Annotated in this window: 17 protein-coding genes; 13 read left to right on the forward strand and 4 right to left on the reverse strand. The window is 62.5% G+C overall.

What is annotated here, in order from left to right; all coding sequences use genetic code 11:
• Positions 1 to 253: 253 nt before the first annotated feature.
• Together rhtA and APH44_RS20520 are read left to right on the forward strand one after the other, a co-directional pair.
• Complete coding sequence (gene rhtA / locus APH44_RS20515) at positions 254 to 1,141, forward strand: threonine/homoserine exporter RhtA (RefSeq protein WP_054894308.1); 888 nt, start codon at positions 254 to 256, stop codon at positions 1,139 to 1,141.
• 184 nt (positions 1,142 to 1,325) lie between these two features.
• On the forward strand, positions 1,326 to 1,607 hold the full coding sequence (locus APH44_RS20520) for a hypothetical protein (protein WP_054894309.1): 282 nt from the start codon (positions 1,326 to 1,328) through the stop codon (positions 1,605 to 1,607).
• A gap of 42 nt (positions 1,608 to 1,649) precedes the next feature.
• On the opposite strand, the gene APH44_RS20525 is transcribed toward APH44_RS20520, so the two are convergent.
• On the reverse strand, positions 1,650 to 3,458 hold the full coding sequence (locus APH44_RS20525; RefSeq protein WP_054894310.1) for an aminopeptidase P family protein: 1,809 nt from the start codon (positions 3,456 to 3,458) through the stop codon (positions 1,650 to 1,652).
• A gap of 191 nt (positions 3,459 to 3,649) precedes the next feature.
• Between APH44_RS20525 and APH44_RS20530 the strand changes: the two genes are divergently transcribed.
• Together APH44_RS20530 and APH44_RS20535 are read left to right on the forward strand one after the other, a co-directional pair.
• Positions 3,650 to 4,750: a DUF3182 family protein gene (locus APH44_RS20530; protein WP_054894311.1), complete on the forward strand. Its 1,101-nt coding sequence runs from the start codon at positions 3,650 to 3,652 to the stop codon at positions 4,748 to 4,750.
• Positions 4,734 to 5,504 carry a S9 family peptidase gene (locus APH44_RS20535; RefSeq protein WP_054894312.1) on the forward strand — a complete coding sequence of 257 codons (771 nt, stop codon included), beginning with the start codon at positions 4,734 to 4,736 and terminating at the stop codon, positions 5,502 to 5,504. Before APH44_RS20530 ends, APH44_RS20535 begins: the two co-directional genes overlap by 17 nt.
• Here the strand turns inward: APH44_RS20535 and APH44_RS20540 are convergent.
• Positions 5,483 to 5,863: an antibiotic biosynthesis monooxygenase gene (locus tag APH44_RS20540; protein WP_054894313.1), complete on the reverse strand. Its 381-nt coding sequence runs from the start codon at positions 5,861 to 5,863 to the stop codon at positions 5,483 to 5,485. The genes APH44_RS20535 and APH44_RS20540 overlap by 22 nt on opposite strands.
• A gap of 87 nt (positions 5,864 to 5,950) precedes the next feature.
• Between APH44_RS20540 and soxR the strand changes: the two genes are divergently transcribed.
• Entirely contained in the window at positions 5,951 to 6,442 is a 492-nt protein-coding gene (gene soxR, locus APH44_RS20545; protein WP_054894314.1) for a redox-sensitive transcriptional activator SoxR, read from the forward strand.
• On the opposite strand, the gene APH44_RS20550 is transcribed toward soxR, so the two are convergent.
• Positions 6,412 to 7,395 (reverse strand): GlxA family transcriptional regulator, encoded by a 984-nt coding sequence (locus tag APH44_RS20550; RefSeq protein ID WP_054894354.1) that lies wholly within the window; start codon positions 7,393 to 7,395, stop codon positions 6,412 to 6,414. The two genes, soxR and APH44_RS20550, sit on opposite strands and share 31 nt — an antisense overlap.
• A gap of 85 nt (positions 7,396 to 7,480) precedes the next feature.
• On the opposite strand from APH44_RS20550, the gene APH44_RS20555 reads away from it, so the two are divergent.
• Positions 7,481 to 8,029, forward strand: coding sequence for a cysteine hydrolase family protein (locus tag APH44_RS20555; RefSeq protein ID WP_054894315.1), 549 nt, complete (start codon positions 7,481 to 7,483; stop codon positions 8,027 to 8,029).
• Positions 8,030 to 8,039: 10 nt separating this feature from the next.
• Here APH44_RS20555 and APH44_RS20560 read toward each other — a convergent pair whose 3' ends face one another.
• Positions 8,040 to 8,603 (reverse strand): helix-turn-helix domain-containing protein, encoded by a 564-nt coding sequence (locus APH44_RS20560; RefSeq protein WP_054894316.1) that lies wholly within the window; start codon positions 8,601 to 8,603, stop codon positions 8,040 to 8,042.
• Positions 8,604 to 8,686: 83 nt separating this feature from the next.
• Here APH44_RS20560 and APH44_RS20565 point away from each other — a divergent pair, with 83 nt between their 5' ends.
• From APH44_RS20565 to APH44_RS20595, 7 genes are all read left to right on the forward strand, one after another.
• On the forward strand, positions 8,687 to 9,637 hold the full coding sequence (locus APH44_RS20565; RefSeq protein WP_054894317.1) for a DMT family transporter: 951 nt from the start codon (positions 8,687 to 8,689) through the stop codon (positions 9,635 to 9,637).
• A 150-nt stretch (positions 9,638 to 9,787) separates the two neighbouring features.
• Positions 9,788 to 12,700: a monovalent cation/H+ antiporter subunit A gene (locus tag APH44_RS20570; RefSeq protein WP_054894318.1), complete on the forward strand. Its 2,913-nt coding sequence runs from the start codon at positions 9,788 to 9,790 to the stop codon at positions 12,698 to 12,700.
• The gene (locus APH44_RS20575) at positions 12,700 to 13,044 is read left to right on the forward strand and encodes a Na+/H+ antiporter subunit C (RefSeq protein ID WP_054894319.1); all 345 of its coding nucleotides are present in this window, start codon (positions 12,700 to 12,702) and stop codon (positions 13,042 to 13,044) included. Before APH44_RS20570 ends, APH44_RS20575 begins: the two co-directional genes overlap by 1 nt.
• The gene (locus APH44_RS20580; RefSeq protein WP_054894320.1) at positions 13,041 to 14,717 is read left to right on the forward strand and encodes a monovalent cation/H+ antiporter subunit D; all 1,677 of its coding nucleotides are present in this window, start codon (positions 13,041 to 13,043) and stop codon (positions 14,715 to 14,717) included. Before APH44_RS20575 ends, APH44_RS20580 begins: the two co-directional genes overlap by 4 nt.
• Entirely contained in the window at positions 14,714 to 15,202 is a 489-nt protein-coding gene (locus tag APH44_RS20585; protein WP_054894321.1) for a Na+/H+ antiporter subunit E, read from the forward strand. Before APH44_RS20580 ends, APH44_RS20585 begins: the two co-directional genes overlap by 4 nt.
• Positions 15,199 to 15,477, forward strand: a complete 279-nt coding sequence (locus APH44_RS20590) for a K+/H+ antiporter subunit F (protein WP_054894322.1) — start codon at positions 15,199 to 15,201, stop codon at positions 15,475 to 15,477. The genes APH44_RS20585 and APH44_RS20590 overlap by 4 nt, the downstream gene beginning before the upstream one ends.
• Positions 15,474 to 15,839, forward strand: coding sequence for a Na+/H+ antiporter subunit G (locus tag APH44_RS20595; protein WP_054894323.1), 366 nt, complete (start codon positions 15,474 to 15,476; stop codon positions 15,837 to 15,839). The genes APH44_RS20590 and APH44_RS20595 overlap by 4 nt, the downstream gene beginning before the upstream one ends.
• The last annotated feature ends 8 nt before the right edge of the window (positions 15,840 to 15,847 follow it).

The raw sequence follows: 15,847 nt of genomic DNA on the forward strand, positions 1-15,847 counted from the left end.
TCGAAGCCCTTCACGCCTTACCGAACTCGCTTAACTTGTTGATTAACAAGAAGTTTTGCGTTCCGTTTGCTGCGGAAGTGGGGCGCATTATAAGGGGATATGAGAGGGCGTCAACCTTTTATTTCATAAAATCTTGATCGAAATGAAGGGCTTAGCCCGCGCATTGCTCAAGAGCAGTTGCACCTGCCACTGGGATTTGCGCACTATATTGCGCAGCTCGCCCCTTCTACTTATTTAGGACTGCCCCACCCAAATGAACACCCAGCCCCGCAGCCTGGCCGCCACGCTGTTCCCTATCGGCCTGCTGTTGATTGCCATGGCTTCCATCCAGTCTGGAGCGTCACTGGCCAAGAGCATGTTTCCAGTTGTCGGCGCTCAGGGCACCACAACGCTGCGCCTGATCTTCGCCAGCATCATCATGCTTGCATTGCTGCGCCCGTGGCGCGCCAGGTTCAATGCCAGCACCCTGCGCAGCGTCATCATCTATGGGCTGGCCCTGGGCGGCATGAATTTCCTTTTCTATATGTCGTTGCGCACCGTTCCGCTGGGCATCGCCGTGGCGCTGGAGTTTACCGGCCCGCTGGCGGTAGCGATCTTCGCTTCGCGCCGCGCCCTGGACTTTCTCTGGATCGCGCTCGCCATCGTCGGCCTGCTACTGCTCATCCCGACAGGGCAGACGGGGGCCTCCCTCGACCTGACCGGCGCGGCCTACGCCTTGGGTGCCGGCGTCTGCTGGGCGCTCTACATTTTATATGGCCAGCGAGCAGGCGCGGAAAACGGTATCCAGACCGCGGCATTGGGCGTATTGATCGCGGCGCTGTTCGTGGCTCCCATCGGTATCGCCCACGCCGGTAGTGCCTTGCTCACTCCAGCACTGATTCCGGTCGCACTTGCCGTGGCGATCCTGTCTACCGCCCTCCCCTACAGCCTGGAAATGGTCGCACTGACACGAATGCCCGCGCGAACCTTCGGCACACTGATGAGTATCGAACCCGCATTCGGTGCACTGTCGGGGCTTCTATTCCTTGGAGAGGTTCTCAGCTTGACCCAGTGGTTGGCGATCCTGGCAATCATTACCGCCTCGGTCGGGGCCACACTGTCGATGCGCAAGGAAAGCAGCCCTCCCGTAGCGGCTGACTGATTTGAGAAATAGTTTCATTTGAACAGCTTCAGCCTTGTACCCGCCTATAAGGCTGTTTAAGCTGTCACAGCATCATCACCTTCAGACGATCTACTGAGCCGGGCACGGAAGCAGGGGAGTTTCAGGCAGAACGCAGTCATCACTACAAGGGCGGACAATGCTCACCGCCCAGATAAGGACAGGAATGAAACGTATTTTTCTCATCCTGGCCATCTTGGCCATTGCTGGGTGTGCCGCTACAGCCAAGACCGAGGTGAAGCGAGGGAAGAAGGGCTTGCACATCAACTGCTCCGGGCTTTCATCATCCTGGGACAAGTGCTACGCCAATGCGCAAGCGTCATGCGGCAGCAAAGGCTACAAGGTAATCGCGCGCTCCAGCGACAGCGACGAAGAGCCGGGCGACTACGTGTTCGGAATCAACCCAGCCGGCTATACCAGCCGCAGCATGATCGTCATCTGCAAATAAACGAAAGGGCAGCCTCAGGCTGCCCTTTCTCGTTCCAGTCGATCAGACCGGCTGCGTACGCAGTCTCAACCAGGCCAGTGCGTCGCCTTGCAACAGGGGCGCTAATCGCTCACACACGGTCTGGTGATAACGGTTGAGCCATTGGCGCTCCGAAACATCGAGCAACTCGGGCAGCAAGCATCGGGTGTCGATCGGGCAAAGCGTCAGGGTTTCAAAGGCCAGGAAGTCGCCAAAAGCGCTGTTGCCCGCCTCCCGATTAACCACCAGATTCTCGATCCGCACGCCCCAGGCTCCAGGTCTATAGGTGCCCGGTTCGATCGAACTGATCATCCCGACCTGCATGGCTGTCTGCGGAGTAGTTGCCGCCTGATAGGCAATGACCTGCGGCCCCTCGTGCACATTCATGAAGTAGCCTACGCCATGCCCAGTGCCATGGCCGTAGTCGACTTGATCGGCCCAGATAGGCGCCCGGGCGATGGCATCGAGCAGCGGCGAAAGAATGCCCCGTGGGAAAGTCGCCCGCGACAACGCGATCACTCCCTTGAGCACCCGCGTACAGTCCTTCTTCTGCTCCAGGCTGGGTGTACCAATCGGCACCATCCGGGTAATGTCGGTAGTCCCGCCCAGGTACTGGCCGCCCGAATCGATCAGCAGCAGGCCATTACCCTCGATCACCGCATGCGACTGTTCGGTGGCGCGGTAATGGGGCATCGCGCCATTGGCGTTGAAGCCCGCGATGGTCGAGAAGCTCAGCGAGACGAAGTCAGGGCGCCGCGCACGTGCCGCGCTCAGTTGTTCATCGACCGTCAGTTCGGTGATGGTCTCGCGCCCAAGGTTGGCTTCGAACCAGGCGAAGAACTCGCATAAGGCTGCACCGTCCTGCTCCATCACCTGACGAATATGAACCAGGTCCGCCTCGCCTTTGCGCGACTTGCTCAGCGTAGTCGGATTGATGCCCTCGACCAATACGACCCGCTCGTCGAGCTTGTCCAGCAGGCCCTGGGTGACACGCGCCGGATCGACCAGCAGGCGGGTGCCGCCAACGAGGCTCGCAAGTGCCTGGCCAACTTCCGCGTAGTCACGCACCTGGATACCGTCGGCCGCCAGTACTTGACGCAGGTGAGTATTGATCTTGTCCTGACCGACAAAGAGCGTGGCTTGATCACGACCGATCAAGGCGAAGGAAACGAACACAGGGTTGTACGAAACATCACTACCGCGCAGGTTGAACAGCCAGGCAATGTCGTCCAGAGTTGCGATGAAATGCCAGTCGGCGCCCTTGCTGTCCAGGGCCTGCCGCAACTCTCCGAGTTTCTGCGCACGACTGACAGTCGCATGGGGCGGCAGGTGCTGATAGACGGGGTTGCCAGGCAAGGCCGGACGATCGCCCCAGACCTCACCCAGCAGGTCTCGGTCAGTCAGCAGTCTTACATTGCGAGCGCTCAGGCGCTCTCCCAATTGACGGGCAAAGGCCAGCGCCATGACCGCACCATCAACCGCCACGGCACCGCCGCTGGCAACCTGCTCACCCAGCCAATCCAATGCCCCCGGCTGACCTGGCAGTAGCTTCATCAGCTCGATGCCACTGCCCGCCAATTCCTTCTCTGCCTGCTCCCAATAGCGGCTGTCGACCCACAGCCCGGCGAATTCCGCGGCCACTACCAGCGTGCCGACCGAGCCCTGGAAGCCAGACAGCCATTGGCGTCCTTGCCAATGGCCGGGCAAGTACTCGGAAAGGTGCGGATCGGCAGAGGGCACCAACAGGGCATCGACACCCTCCCTGGCCATGACATCGCGCACACGCGCCAGGCGTGCCGGTATGGATTCCTTAAGGGGGTTCAGACTGCTCATGCGCTCTCCTGCGATCACATCTTGGACGGTTCCAGGTCGGGATAATGGAACAGGCTGCGAACGCCCGCAATCGGATCGCCCACAAAGAGCCTGCGATAGCTTGGAGCGCCTCGGCCGCCAGTCCAACGGGCTGAACTTTCGAGCTGTCTGGAATTTCACAGTTCGTACAGCCCCAGCGGATGAGATCGCACATGGCCCACCCCCACGAGTCGAAAATCGCCGTCGTACTCCTCGACACCCGCGAACGCACCCCGGACCATGAATATGCCACTCACCAGAAGCTCGCCGAGATCCTGGCGCAATTGCTTGGCATATCCGTCTTCAACCCTGGACAACCGGCCGGCCAGGCCAACCACTATTATTACCTGCCCACGGAAACCTTGATCGGCCAGCAACAGGGCATCCGCTGCGAACAGGACCTGTTCGGCGGCCTGGTCAGCCATCCCTACATGGCGACCAAGGCTATTTCCCACCCACTACCCGCCAATGCAGTCTTTCCGCCGGGTTGGACTGACGCCTTCGCGCAACAGGCCAGCGGTGCCCTGTTGCGCGGCTACACGGTCTTTTCCAAGGACGACGCTCGACGAGCAGCCGACTTGCTATTGCGCAGCGGCCCCGTTCGGGTCAAACCCGTATTGGCCCGTGCCGGTCGCGGCCAGCAGGTAATCGATACCCTTGACGCACTTGCCCCCTTGCTCGCGACCTTGGACGACAAGGCACTTGGCCTTTGGGGACTAGTGCTGGAGGAAGACCTGCATGAAGTAGAAACCTTCAGTGTTGGCCAAGTGCGTGTCGCTGGCCTCACCTGCAGCTACTACGGTACCCAGCAACTCACCCAGGATCATCAGGGCCAACAAGTCTACGGTGGCTCAGATCTGATGGTAGTACGCGGCGACTATCAGGCGCTGCTGCAGCGCCCGCTGGAAGATTATCTGCGCCTGGCTATCAATCAGGCCATGACCTACGAGCAAGCGGCGGAACGACACTTCCCTGGTTTCATCGCCTCACGCCGCAACTACGACATCGCCCGTGGCCTCGACGCACGTGGCCACCTGCGCAGCGGCGTCCTGGAGCAATCGTGGCGCCAGGGTGGCGCCAGCAGCGCAGAGCTCCTTGCCGTGCGCGCCTTCGCCGACGATCCGACGCTGCAGCAGGTACGCGCATCCACCCACGAGGTGTTCGGCACGCCTGAACTTCCGGCCGACGCCACACTTTTCTATGAGGGGGACGACAGTGAACTCGGACAATTCTGCAAATTTGCACGGATTCGCGAGCATGGCCATTCAGAGTGAACAGGTCGAGCTACAGGTCGAGGGCGAAAGTATCGCCGGTACTTTGGTCAGTCCTGGCAGCAAGATGCCCGGCATTCTCTTCGTCCACGGCTGGGGCGGCAGCCAGCAGCGAGACCTGGCCCGTGCCCGACAGATTACCGGGCTGGGCTGCGTGTGCATGACCTTCGACTTGCGCGGACACGAAAAGACCGAAAGCCAGCGATTGACGGTGACCCGTGAGCAGAACCTCACCGACCTGCTGGCCGCCTACGATCGACTGGCCTCGCACCCTGCCGTCGATCCCGGCGCCATTGCGCTGATCGGCAGCAGCTATGGCGGTTATTTGGCCACCCTGCTGACCGCACATAGACCCGTGAAATGGCTGGCGATGCGGGTACCTGCATTGTACTGGGACGATGAATGGGACACTCCAAAGCAAGCACTCGACCGCCAGCGCCTGAATCACTATCGCCAACGCATTCTGGGGCCGGCCGACAATCGTGCCTTGGCCGCCTGCGCCGAGTTCACTGGCGATGTCCTGCTGGTGGAGTCCGAGCACGATGACTATGTGCCGCACAACACCCTGATGAGCTATCGCTCCGCGTTCGTCGGCGCCCATTCACTGACCCATCGCATCGTCGACGGGGCCGACCATGCACTGTCCAGCGAGGAAAGCCAGAAAGCCTACAGTTCGATCCTGGGTACATGGATTGGAGAAATGGTCATCGGCGCACGGCTAGACCGCTACCCGCACTACGCTCCCTGGTACGCCTGAGGCTCACCGACCTCGCAATGCAAGCCGCCGTCGCTGCCTCGCACCAGGCTGCGCAAGGTCTGGTAGGCCGTGAAATTGACACCGCGTGCCTGGTGACGCTGCAACAGGTCGAGGAACGGCTCCTCGACGAAACAGGGCGCGGCAGCCGCCCACTCCTGGCGCGATTGCCACCGCAGGTATTGCAACACCCGACTGCCATCGACACTGGCCTGAATGCTGACACCCAGCAGACCATCGCAACGGCTGGCGATCTCCTCCGCTCGCAGGACCAACGCTTCGGCCAGGGCCTGTTGCCGAATCGCCGGCACTTCGTACTCGATCATCTGGGTAAACCATAGGGAATGAGGGGTGGCCACCATGAACAGTCTCCTTGCTCGGGGTACTTGCAGCGTGATGGCGAGCAGGGTAAAACCTCGAGTTAAGTCAAGGTCAAGGAATATTTCGACATGCCCAGCAAGGACGTGACGGCGCCGGAACGCCTGCTCAGCGTAGGCCAGTTGGCCGCGCGCAGCGGCGTCGCGGTGACCGCGCTGCACTTCTATGAAAGCAAGGGACTGATCCACAGCACCCGCAACAACGGCAACCAGCGCCGCTTCGAGCGAGCCATGCTACGCCGGGTGGCAGTGATCAAGATGGCGCAGCGCCTGGGAGTACCGCTGGCGCAAGTCGCCGAAGCGCTCGATACCCTGCCCAAAGGGCACACGCCGACCGCTGAAGACTGGCAGCGTTTTTCCGCACGATGGCGAGAAGACCTGAACCAGCGCATCGAAGATTTGATGATGCTGCGCGACCAGCTGGATGGCTGCATTGGCTGCGGCTGCATGTCATTGAAGGAATGTCCGCTGCGCAACCATCGCGATCGCCTCGCCGAGGAAGGCCCTGGGCCTCACCCGCTAGGCCCAGACGCTCAGGCAACCACGGCGAAACGTCGCCGGTAGTCACTGGGTGTCAGGCCGGTGACGCGCTGGAACACCTTACGAAAGGCACTGGGGTCCTGATAGCCCACGCCCCAGGCAATCTGGTCGACGCTGCGCCGGGTGAACTCCAGCAGGCGGCAGGCACGTCCTACCCGGACCTGCTGGCAGTATTGGGTAGGGCGCAATCCGGTCGCAGCGCGAAAACGCCGCAGAAACGTACGCTCTTCGAGCCCGGCACATCCAGCCATGTTTGCCAGATTGGCCTCTCGCGCACCACTCCCCTGCAGCCAGTGCTGCACCTTCAGCACCGCTTCATCGCCGTGATCCAGCCTCGGTGTGAACAACGCACCGGGCAGCGGGGTCGGCACCGGATCGACCGCCAGGTAGCGTGCAGTCTCGCGCGCCAGGGTGGCACCCAGGAAACGCTCAAGCAGACGCAGCCCGAGCTCGGTCCAGGCCATCAGCCCGGCCGACGTCATGATGTCGCCATCGTCCAGTACCGCTACGCTGGCATCGGCGCGTACTTGCGGGTAGCGCTCGGCCAAGGTCTGGGCGTAATTCCAGTGGGTACTCGCCGAACGCCCGTCCAGCAGGCCACTGGCAGCAATGAAGAACACGCCGATGCACACCGAAGCGAGCACAGTGCCGCGTGCATGCCACTGGCACAAGTGCGCGCGGTGTCGCTCAAGGAGCGCAGGTGCAGGTGCCGGGCCAAGGCTGGGCGGCACCACCAGTACCTTGAGGTCATGGCGCGCGCCCGGCAGGCTGTCGTACACCTCGCAGAGTTCACCGGCCTGATCGAGTTGCCAGTGGCTGATACGGATCGGCAGCAGCTTCCCATCACCGAGTTCACAGGCGACCTGATTGGCGACCGTGAACAGGTCGGTCAGCCCATGTACAGCGGCACGCTGCGCATCGGGATAGACCAGCACACCGATTTCCAAGCCTGTACCCATGTCAGTTTTTGCCCTCATTGTGTCGGTCGCGCCAATCCCCATGTCGGTCGTTCAAGCCTATAACTATCGCCACACCACGACCACGCCCAAGGAGGCGCGCAACATGAGCAAGCAGGCCCTGATTCTCATCGATATCCAGAACGATTACTTCCCCGGTGGCAAATGGACCCTCGACGGCGCCGATGCGGCGGCCGACAACGCCGCCCGCCTGCTCGCCGCTGCCCGCGAGCGCGGCGACCTGGTCGTGCATGTGCGCCACGAGTTCGAATCAGCCGATGCGCCGTTTTTTGCACCTGGCTCGCCAGGCGCCGAGATCCACGCCAAGGTACTGCCGATCAGCAGCGAGCCGGTGGTGCTCAAGCATCAAGTCAACGCGTTTCGCGACACCGAGCTCAAGTCGCTCCTCGACAAGCATGAGGTAAAAAACCTGACCATCGTCGGCGCCATGAGCCACATGTGCATCGATTCGGCAACCCGCGCTGCCGCAGACTTCGGCTACCAGGTCTCGGTGGCGCACGACGCCTGCGCCACGCTGGCTCTGGAGTTCAATGGACAGACGGTGCCCTCATCGCACGTGCACGACTCGGCCATGGCGGCGCTAGCTTTCGCCTTTGCCGCCGTCGAAAGTACCGATACGTTGCTGGCCAAGTAGGCTGGGTGGATCAGATCACCACATTGCGCACGAATCGCGTGGGCTGGTCGCCGTCGTTGCGGTACGCGTAGCGGCAGTCGCTGGGGAAGATGTGGAACTCCCCAGCGCGCAGGCGCAGTTCACCGCTTTCGATCAGCAGCGTCAGACAGCCCTCGGTCACATAGATCTGCTCGCTCCAACCCTCGGCATCAGCCTCACTGGCATAGTGCTCGCCCGGTGCCAGGGTCCACTCCCAGAGCTCGACCTCGCGCCGCGCGGGGCTACTACCCAGCAGTACCGCGCGGCTGTCCGGCTGCTCACCGGCCCAGGCCAGCTCATTGATGCGTGCAGGATCGCGTTGCTCGGGCGCCTGGATCAGCGTACTGAACGCCACACCCAGCGCTTCGGCGATCAGGTCGAGGGTGGTGAGGCTGACGTTCTTCTCGCCTGCCTCGATGGCAACCAGCATGCGCCGGCTGACACCAGAGCTTTCGGCCAAGGCGGTCTGGCTCAGCCCCCTGTCGTTACGCAGGCGGCGGATGTTCTGACTGACGTGCTGCAGCACCGAAGCGCGGTGCGAGGAATCTTTGTGCACTATATTGCTCACTGGTAGGGGTTGCGCAGTATACTGCCCACTTTGCGGCGATTGTGCGCCGCCCCTTCCGAGTGCGCAAGACCATGACCCACACCAGCAGCAGCCCGCGGCCGTCCGTATCCTTTCGCCTGAGCAAAGCCGAATGGGTGCTGGTGTTCATCACCATGCTCTGGGGCGGCACCTTCCTGATCGTGCACAACGTCATGAGCGTGAGCGGACCGATGTTCTTCGTCGGCCTGCGATTCGCGGCAGCGGCACTGTTCGTCGGGCTGGTATCGGCGCGAGCGCTGTCGGGCCTGACGTTCACCGAACTCAAAGCCGGCGTGCTGATCGGTGTATCGATCATGCTCGGCTACGGCTTGCAGACCATGGGCCTGCAAACCATCAGCAGCAGCCAGTCGGCCTTCATCACGGCCCTCTACGTACCCTTCGTGCCGCTGCTGCAATGGTTGGTGCTGGGGCGCCGGCCCGGCCTGATGCCAAGCATCGGTATCTGCCTGGCCTTTGTCGGCCTGATGCTGCTGGCCGGCCCTGAGGGTGGTGCGCTGAATTTCAGCGAAGGCGAAATCGTGACCTTGGTCAGCGCCGTGGCCATCGCCGGCGAGATCATCCTGATCAGCCGTTATGCCGGAAAGGTCGATGTGCGGCGGGTCACCGTGGTGCAACTGGCAACTGCCTCGGCGCTATCATTCCTGATGATCGTTCCGACCCAGGAGCGCATCCCGGATTTCTCCTGGCTGCTGTTGGCCAGCGCCCTTGGCCTGGGCGCCATGAGCGCGGTAATCCAGGTGGCGATGAACTGGGCGCAGAAATCTGTCTCGCCAACCCGTGCCACGCTGATCTATGCCGGCGAACCGGTCTGGGCCGGCATCGTTGGTCGTATCGCAGGGGACCGCTTGCCAGGCGTGGCGCTTATTGGTGGCCTGCTGATCGTGATCGCCGTGGTCGTCAGCGAACTGAAGATTCGCCGCGATCGCGATCCCCTTCCAGAGCCGCAAGGCCTGACGCCAAGCGAAAGCGAGACAGGGCGTTGAACTCCTGATCAGCGGCTATGCTCTGAAAAAAACTGTTATAAAAAAACAGCTTGTCACAGCGCTTTTGTAGGATTCTGCCACAGCTTGCGTGTTGGTGATCACCAGCGTGGCACGTATGATCCATTGCAAACCTCCGTAGATTAGAACGCTATGTCTTTGATAGTGCTATTGCTTCTGCCCTTCATCGGCTGTTGCCTGGCAGCCGTGCTGCCGCACAATGCGCGTAACGCCGAGTCCATTCTCGCCGGGCTCGTGGCCTTGGTCGGCACTGTCCAGGTAGCGCTGCTGTACCCGCAGATCGCCCATGGCGGCGTGATCCGCGAAGAATTCCTCTGGCTGCCCAGCCTCGGGCTCAACCTCGTGCTGCGCATGGATGGCTTCGCCTGGCTGTTCTCGTTGCTGGTGCTGGGCATCGGCACATTGGTGTCGCTGTATGCGCGCTACTACATGTCACCCCAAGACCCCGTGCCACGATTCTTTGCCTTCTTCCTGGCATTCATGGGGGCAATGCTCGGGCTGGTGATTTCCGGCAACCTCATTCAGCTGGTGTTTTTCTGGGAGCTGACCAGCCTGTTTTCTTTCCTCCTCATCGGCTACTGGCATCACCGCAGCGATGCCCGCCGCGGCGCTTACATGGCGCTGATGGTCACAGGTGCAGGTGGTTTGTGCCTGCTGGTCGGCGCCTTGCTGCTGGGCCATGTGGTCGGCAGCTATGACCTGGACAAGGTCCTGGCCGCTGGCGAAACCGTCCGCCAGCACGCGCTCTATCCCATATTGCTGCCGCTGATCCTGATTGGCGCCCTGAGCAAGAGCGCGCAGTTCCCCTTCCAGTTCTGGCTACCGCATGCCATGGCTGCACCCACACCGGTCTCGGCCTATCTGCATTCGGCGACCATGGTCAAGGCCGGGGTGTTCCTGCTGGCACGCCTATGGCCAACGCTGTCGGGCACCGAGGAGTGGTTCTGGATCGTCGGCGGGGCAGGCGCCTGTACCCTCCTGCTGGGTGCCTTCGCGGCGATGTTCCAGAATGACCTCAAGGGGCTGCTGGCCTATTCGACCATCAGCCACCTGGGCCTGATCACCCTGCTGCTGGGCCTGAACAGCCCGCTGGCCGCTGTCGCTGCAGTGTTCCACATCCTCAACCACGCCACCTTCAAGGCCTCGCTGTTCATGGCCGCCGGCATCATCGACCATGAAAGCGGCACCCGCGACATTCGCCGTCTCAGCGGCCTGATACGCCTGGTACCCTATACCGCCACCCTGGCCATGGTCGCCAGTGCGTCCATGGCCGGCGTACCTCTGATGAATGGCTTCCTCTCCAAGGAAATGTTCTTCGCCGAAACCGTATTCATCAGCTCCAGTGCATGGGTCGAGGCCGCCTTGCCGGTGATCGCCACCCTTGCAGGCACGTTCAGCGTTGCCTACGCCCTGCGTTTCACGGTCGACGTATTCTTCGGCCCGACCGCCCAGGACCTTCCGCATACCCCCCACGAACCACCGCGCTGGATGCGCGCGCCGGTCGAACTGCTGGTCCTGACCTGCCTGGTAGTCGGCATCTTCCCTGCCCAGTCGGTGGGCCCGCTGCTCGCCGCCGCAGCGTTGCCGGTGGTGGGCGGCACCCTTCCGGAATACAGCCTGGCCATCTGGCATGGCTGGAACGCCCCCCTGATCATGAGCCTGATCGCCATGTGCGGCGGCGTGGTGCTCTACCTGTTGCTGCGCAAACAGTTGCGCCTGGGCCGTTTCCCCTACCCGCCACTGATCGAACGCTTCAATGGCAAGCGGCTGTTCGAGCACGGACTGGTACGTCTGATGCTGCTGGCCCGGCACCTCGAAGGACTGTTGACCAGCCGCCGCCTGCAGACCCAGCTGTTCATGCTGGTGGTCGCCGCCTTCCTCGCCGGCCTCACCCCCATGCTGTACAGCGGCATCAGCTGGGGGGACCGCCCCAAGATTCCGGGGTCCGGCGTATTCGTCGCGATGTGGCTGATTGCAATTGCCTGTGCCATCGGCGCAGCCTGGCAGGCCAAATACCACCGTCTGGCTGCGCTGATCATGGTCAGCGTCTGCGGCCTGATGACGTGCATCACCTTCGTCTGGTTCTCTGCCCCTGACCTTGCACTCACGCAACTGGTGGTCGAAGTCGTCACTACAGTGTTGATCCTGCTGGGCCTGCGCTGGCTGCCGCGCCGAATCGAAGGCGTCTCTCCCCTGCCTGGCAGCCAGGAGCGTGCACGCTTGCGACGCCTGCGCGACCTGCTGCTGGCAGTGCTGGTCGGCGGCGGTATGGCACTGCTGTCGTACGCCATGTTGACCCGTCCGACACCCAACGACATCTCATCGTTCTACCTGAGCCGTGCACTCCCCGAGGGTGGCGGTACCAACGTGGTCAACGTGATGCTGGTGGACTTCCGCGGCTTCGATACATTGGGTGAAATCACTGTACTGGTCGCCGTGGCGCTGACGGTCTTCGCCCTGCTGCGCCGCTTCCGCCCACCGAAAGAGAGCATGCAGCTGCCGACGCAACAGCGCCAGCTGGCGCCGGACGTAATCACCGACCTGGTCAATCCACGGCATGTCACCGACACTGCGCTGGGCTTCATGATGGTGCCTGCGGTACTGGTACGCCTGCTGCTGCCGATCGCCCTGCTGGTCTCGATGTACCTGTTCATGCGCGGCCACAACCAACCAGGCGGCGGCTTCGTCGCCGGGCTGGTGATGTCGGTGGCATTCATCCTCCAGTACATGGTCGCAGGCACCCAGTGGGTCGAGGCCCAGATGAGCCTGCGGCCGCTGCGCTGGATGGGCACCGGCCTGCTGTGCGCCACGCTTACCGGCATAGGTGCCATGTTGCTGGGTTATCCGTTCCTCACTACCCACACTGCGCACCTGCATCTGCCGTTGCTCGGTGACATCCATGTCGCCAGCGCCTTGTTCTTCGATATCGGCGTGTACACCGTGGTTGTCGGCTCCACGCTCTTGATCCTGACCGCCCTGGCACACCAATCGGTGCGTGCCTATCGCCCGGGCCATCCGAAATCCAGCCAGACAGGAGCCGCCTGATGGAAGAAGTCATCGCAGTCGCCATCGGCGTACTGGCCGCCTCCGGAGTCTGGCTGGTACTGCGCCCACGGACCTACCAGGTCATCATGGGCCTGTGCCTGCTCTCCTACGGCGTCAATTTGTTCATCTTCAGCATGGGCAGCCTGTTCATCGGCAAGGAGCCGATCATCAAGGAGGGCGTCCCACAGGACCTGCTGAACTACACCGACCCATTACCACAGGCGCTGGTGTTGACCGCCATCGTCATCAGCTTCGCCATGACCGCCCTGTTCCTGGTGGTCCTGCTGGCCTCGCGCGGCCTGACCGGCACCGACCATGTCGATGGCCGGGAGCGTGAGGAATGAGCTGGATGAATCAACTGATTGTCGCCCCGATCCTGCTACCGCTGGTAACCGCAGCGATCATGCTGCTGATCGGTGAAAAGCACCGCCAGTTCAAGGCCCGCCTGAACCTGCTGTCGAGCCTGATCGGCTTGGGTGTCGCCGTGACGCTGTTGATATGGGTACGCGGCCAGGGTCAGGCCGAGTCCATCGGTGTCTACCTGCCAGGCAACTGGCCGGCGCCGTTCGGTATCGTGCTGGTACTCGATCACCTGTCCGCACTGCTGCTTACCCTGACCGGTGTAATCGGCGTCAGCGCCCTGCTGTTCGCCCGCGCCCGCTGGGACGGCGCCGGCGCCAGCTTCCACGCGCTGTTCCAGATTCAGCTGATGGGCCTTTACGGCGCGTTCCTGACCGCCGATCTCTTCAACCTGTTCGTATTCTTCGAAGTGCTGCTGGCGGCGTCCTATGGCCTGCTGCTGCACGGTTCGGGACGCGCGCGGGTCAGGGCCGGGCTGCACTACATCGCCATCAACCTGTTCGCCTCTTCCCTGTTCCTGGTTGGCGCCGCCATGCTCTATGGCGTGACGGGCACGCTGAACATGGCCGACCTGGCGCTGAAGATCCCGTTGGTCGCAGAAGCCGATCGTGGCTTGCTGCACGCCGGAGCGGCGATCCTGGCCATGGCATTCCTGGTCAAGGCCGGGGCCTGGCCGCTGAACTTCTGGCTGGTGCCGGCCTACTCCTCGGCCAGCGCACCGGTCGCAGCACTGTTCGCCATCATGACAAAGGTCGGTCTGTACGCAGTGCTGCGGCTGTGGACACTTTTGTTCTCGGGCCAGGCAGGCGCTTCGGCAAATTTCGGTGGGGAATGGCTGGTGTGTGGCGGCCTCGTCACCCTCGCGGTGGCTGCCGTCTCGATTCTCGCCGCCCAGCGCCTGGAGCGTCTCGCCGCGCTGAGCATTTTGGTCTCGGCTGGCACCTTGCTTGCCTCGGTCGGCTTTGGTCAGGCAGCCCTCACCGGCGCGGCGCTGTTCTATCTCGCCAGCTCCACCCTGGCCTTGTGCGCCTTGTTCCTGCTGGCCGAATTGATCGAGCGTTCGCGCTCGGCCAACGAAGTGCCCCTGGACGACGAAGAGGACGCCATCCCGCCGCCGCTCGAATCCCTGCATCCACCCAAGGGAATCAACCTCGACGACGAACAGAAGGCAGTGATCGGTCAGATCATCCCCTGGACCATGGCCTTCCTCGGCTTGAGCTTCATCGCCTGCGCCCTGCTGATCATTGGCATGCCGCCGCTGTCCGGCTTCATCGGCAAGCTCAACCTGATCAGCGCCCTGTTCAATCCGCAAGGCCTGGGCATGGCGGCCGGGCAGCCTCTGTCAGCCGCTGGCTGGTGTCTGGTAGCCCTGTTGCTGCTATCGGGCATGGCATCGTTGATCGCCTTTGGCCGGGTGGGCATCCAGCGCTTCTGGAAGCCTGAGGAGCGGCCCTCGCCATTGCTGCGTCGCTATGAATGCATACCGATCGTGGTACTGCTGGGGCTGTGTATCGTCCTCAGCATCCAGGCCGAGCCGCTGCTGCGCTACACCCAGGACACCGCCGCCGGCCTGCAGGCACCCGACGCCTATATTCAGGCGGTCCTGTCAACCCGCCCCGTGCCTGGGCCGACCACCATGACGCAGGTGCAACCATGAACCGGCTGTTCCCCGCTCCGCTGCTGTCGCTGGCGCTGTTCGTGCTGTGGCTGGTGCTGAACCTTTCCGTCAGCCCAGGCAATCTGCTGCTTGGCGCCGCCCTCGGCATCCTCGCACCCGTGCTCATGGCACCATTGCGCCCGCAGCATGCCCATATCCGCCGCCCGCTGGTGATTGCTCGCTTGATCGGCCGTGTGGGCCTGGATGTGATCCTCTCGAACCTGCAAGTTGCCCGGGGCGTGCTGCGAGCCGGCGGCCATCCACCGCGCTCTGCCTTCGTGCACATCCCCCTGTCACTGCGCGACGCCCATGGCCTGGCCGCCCTGTCGATGATCACCACGGTGGTACCCGGCACGGTCTGGTCGGAGCTGGCCCTGGATCGCAGCATCCTGTTGCTGCATGTGTTCGACCTGGACGACGAAGCTACCTTCATCGAACATTTCAAGCACACCTACGAACGCCCGCTGATGGAGATCTTCGAATGACTGGCCTGCTCGCCAACGCCATTCTCGCCAGCCTGTTCATCTTCATCATCGCCATGGCCCTGGCGCTGGTCAGGGTGTTCCGCGGCCCTTCGGCGCAGGACCGGGTCCTGGCGCTGGACTACTTGTACATTCTGGCCATGCTGATGATGCTGGTGCTAGGCATCCGCTATGCCAGTGATACCTATTTCGAAGGCGCGATGCTGATCGCCCTGTTCGGCTTCGTCGGCTCCTTTGCCCTGGCCAAGTTCCTGCTGCGTGGGGAGGTGATCGAATGATGCAGACCGTCGAACTTCCGTTCTGGCTGGAGCTGGCCACGGCCGCGCTGCTGCTGCTAGGCAGCCTGTTCGCCTTGATCGGTGCAATCGGCCTGGTGCGCCTGAAGGACTACTTCCAGCGCATGCATCCGCCTGCACTGGCCTCGACTATTGGCGCGTGGTGCGTCAGCCTCGCCTCGATCCTGTACTTCTCCGGTCTCAAGCAGGGGCCGGTGCTGCATGCCTGGCTGATACCGATCCTGCTGTCGATTACCGTACCGGTCACGACGCTTCTGCTCGCGCGGGCCGCCTTGTTCCGCAAACGCATGTCGGGAGAACAGGTGCCGGATGAGGTCAGCAGCGGTGGCGATCGGGGCAACTGAGCGCCCGC

Origin of the sequence: Pseudomonas sp. NBRC 111143 (assembly GCF_001320965.1) — a bacterium.
Classification (GTDB): Bacteria; Pseudomonadota; Gammaproteobacteria; order Pseudomonadales; family Pseudomonadaceae; genus Aquipseudomonas; species Aquipseudomonas machongensis.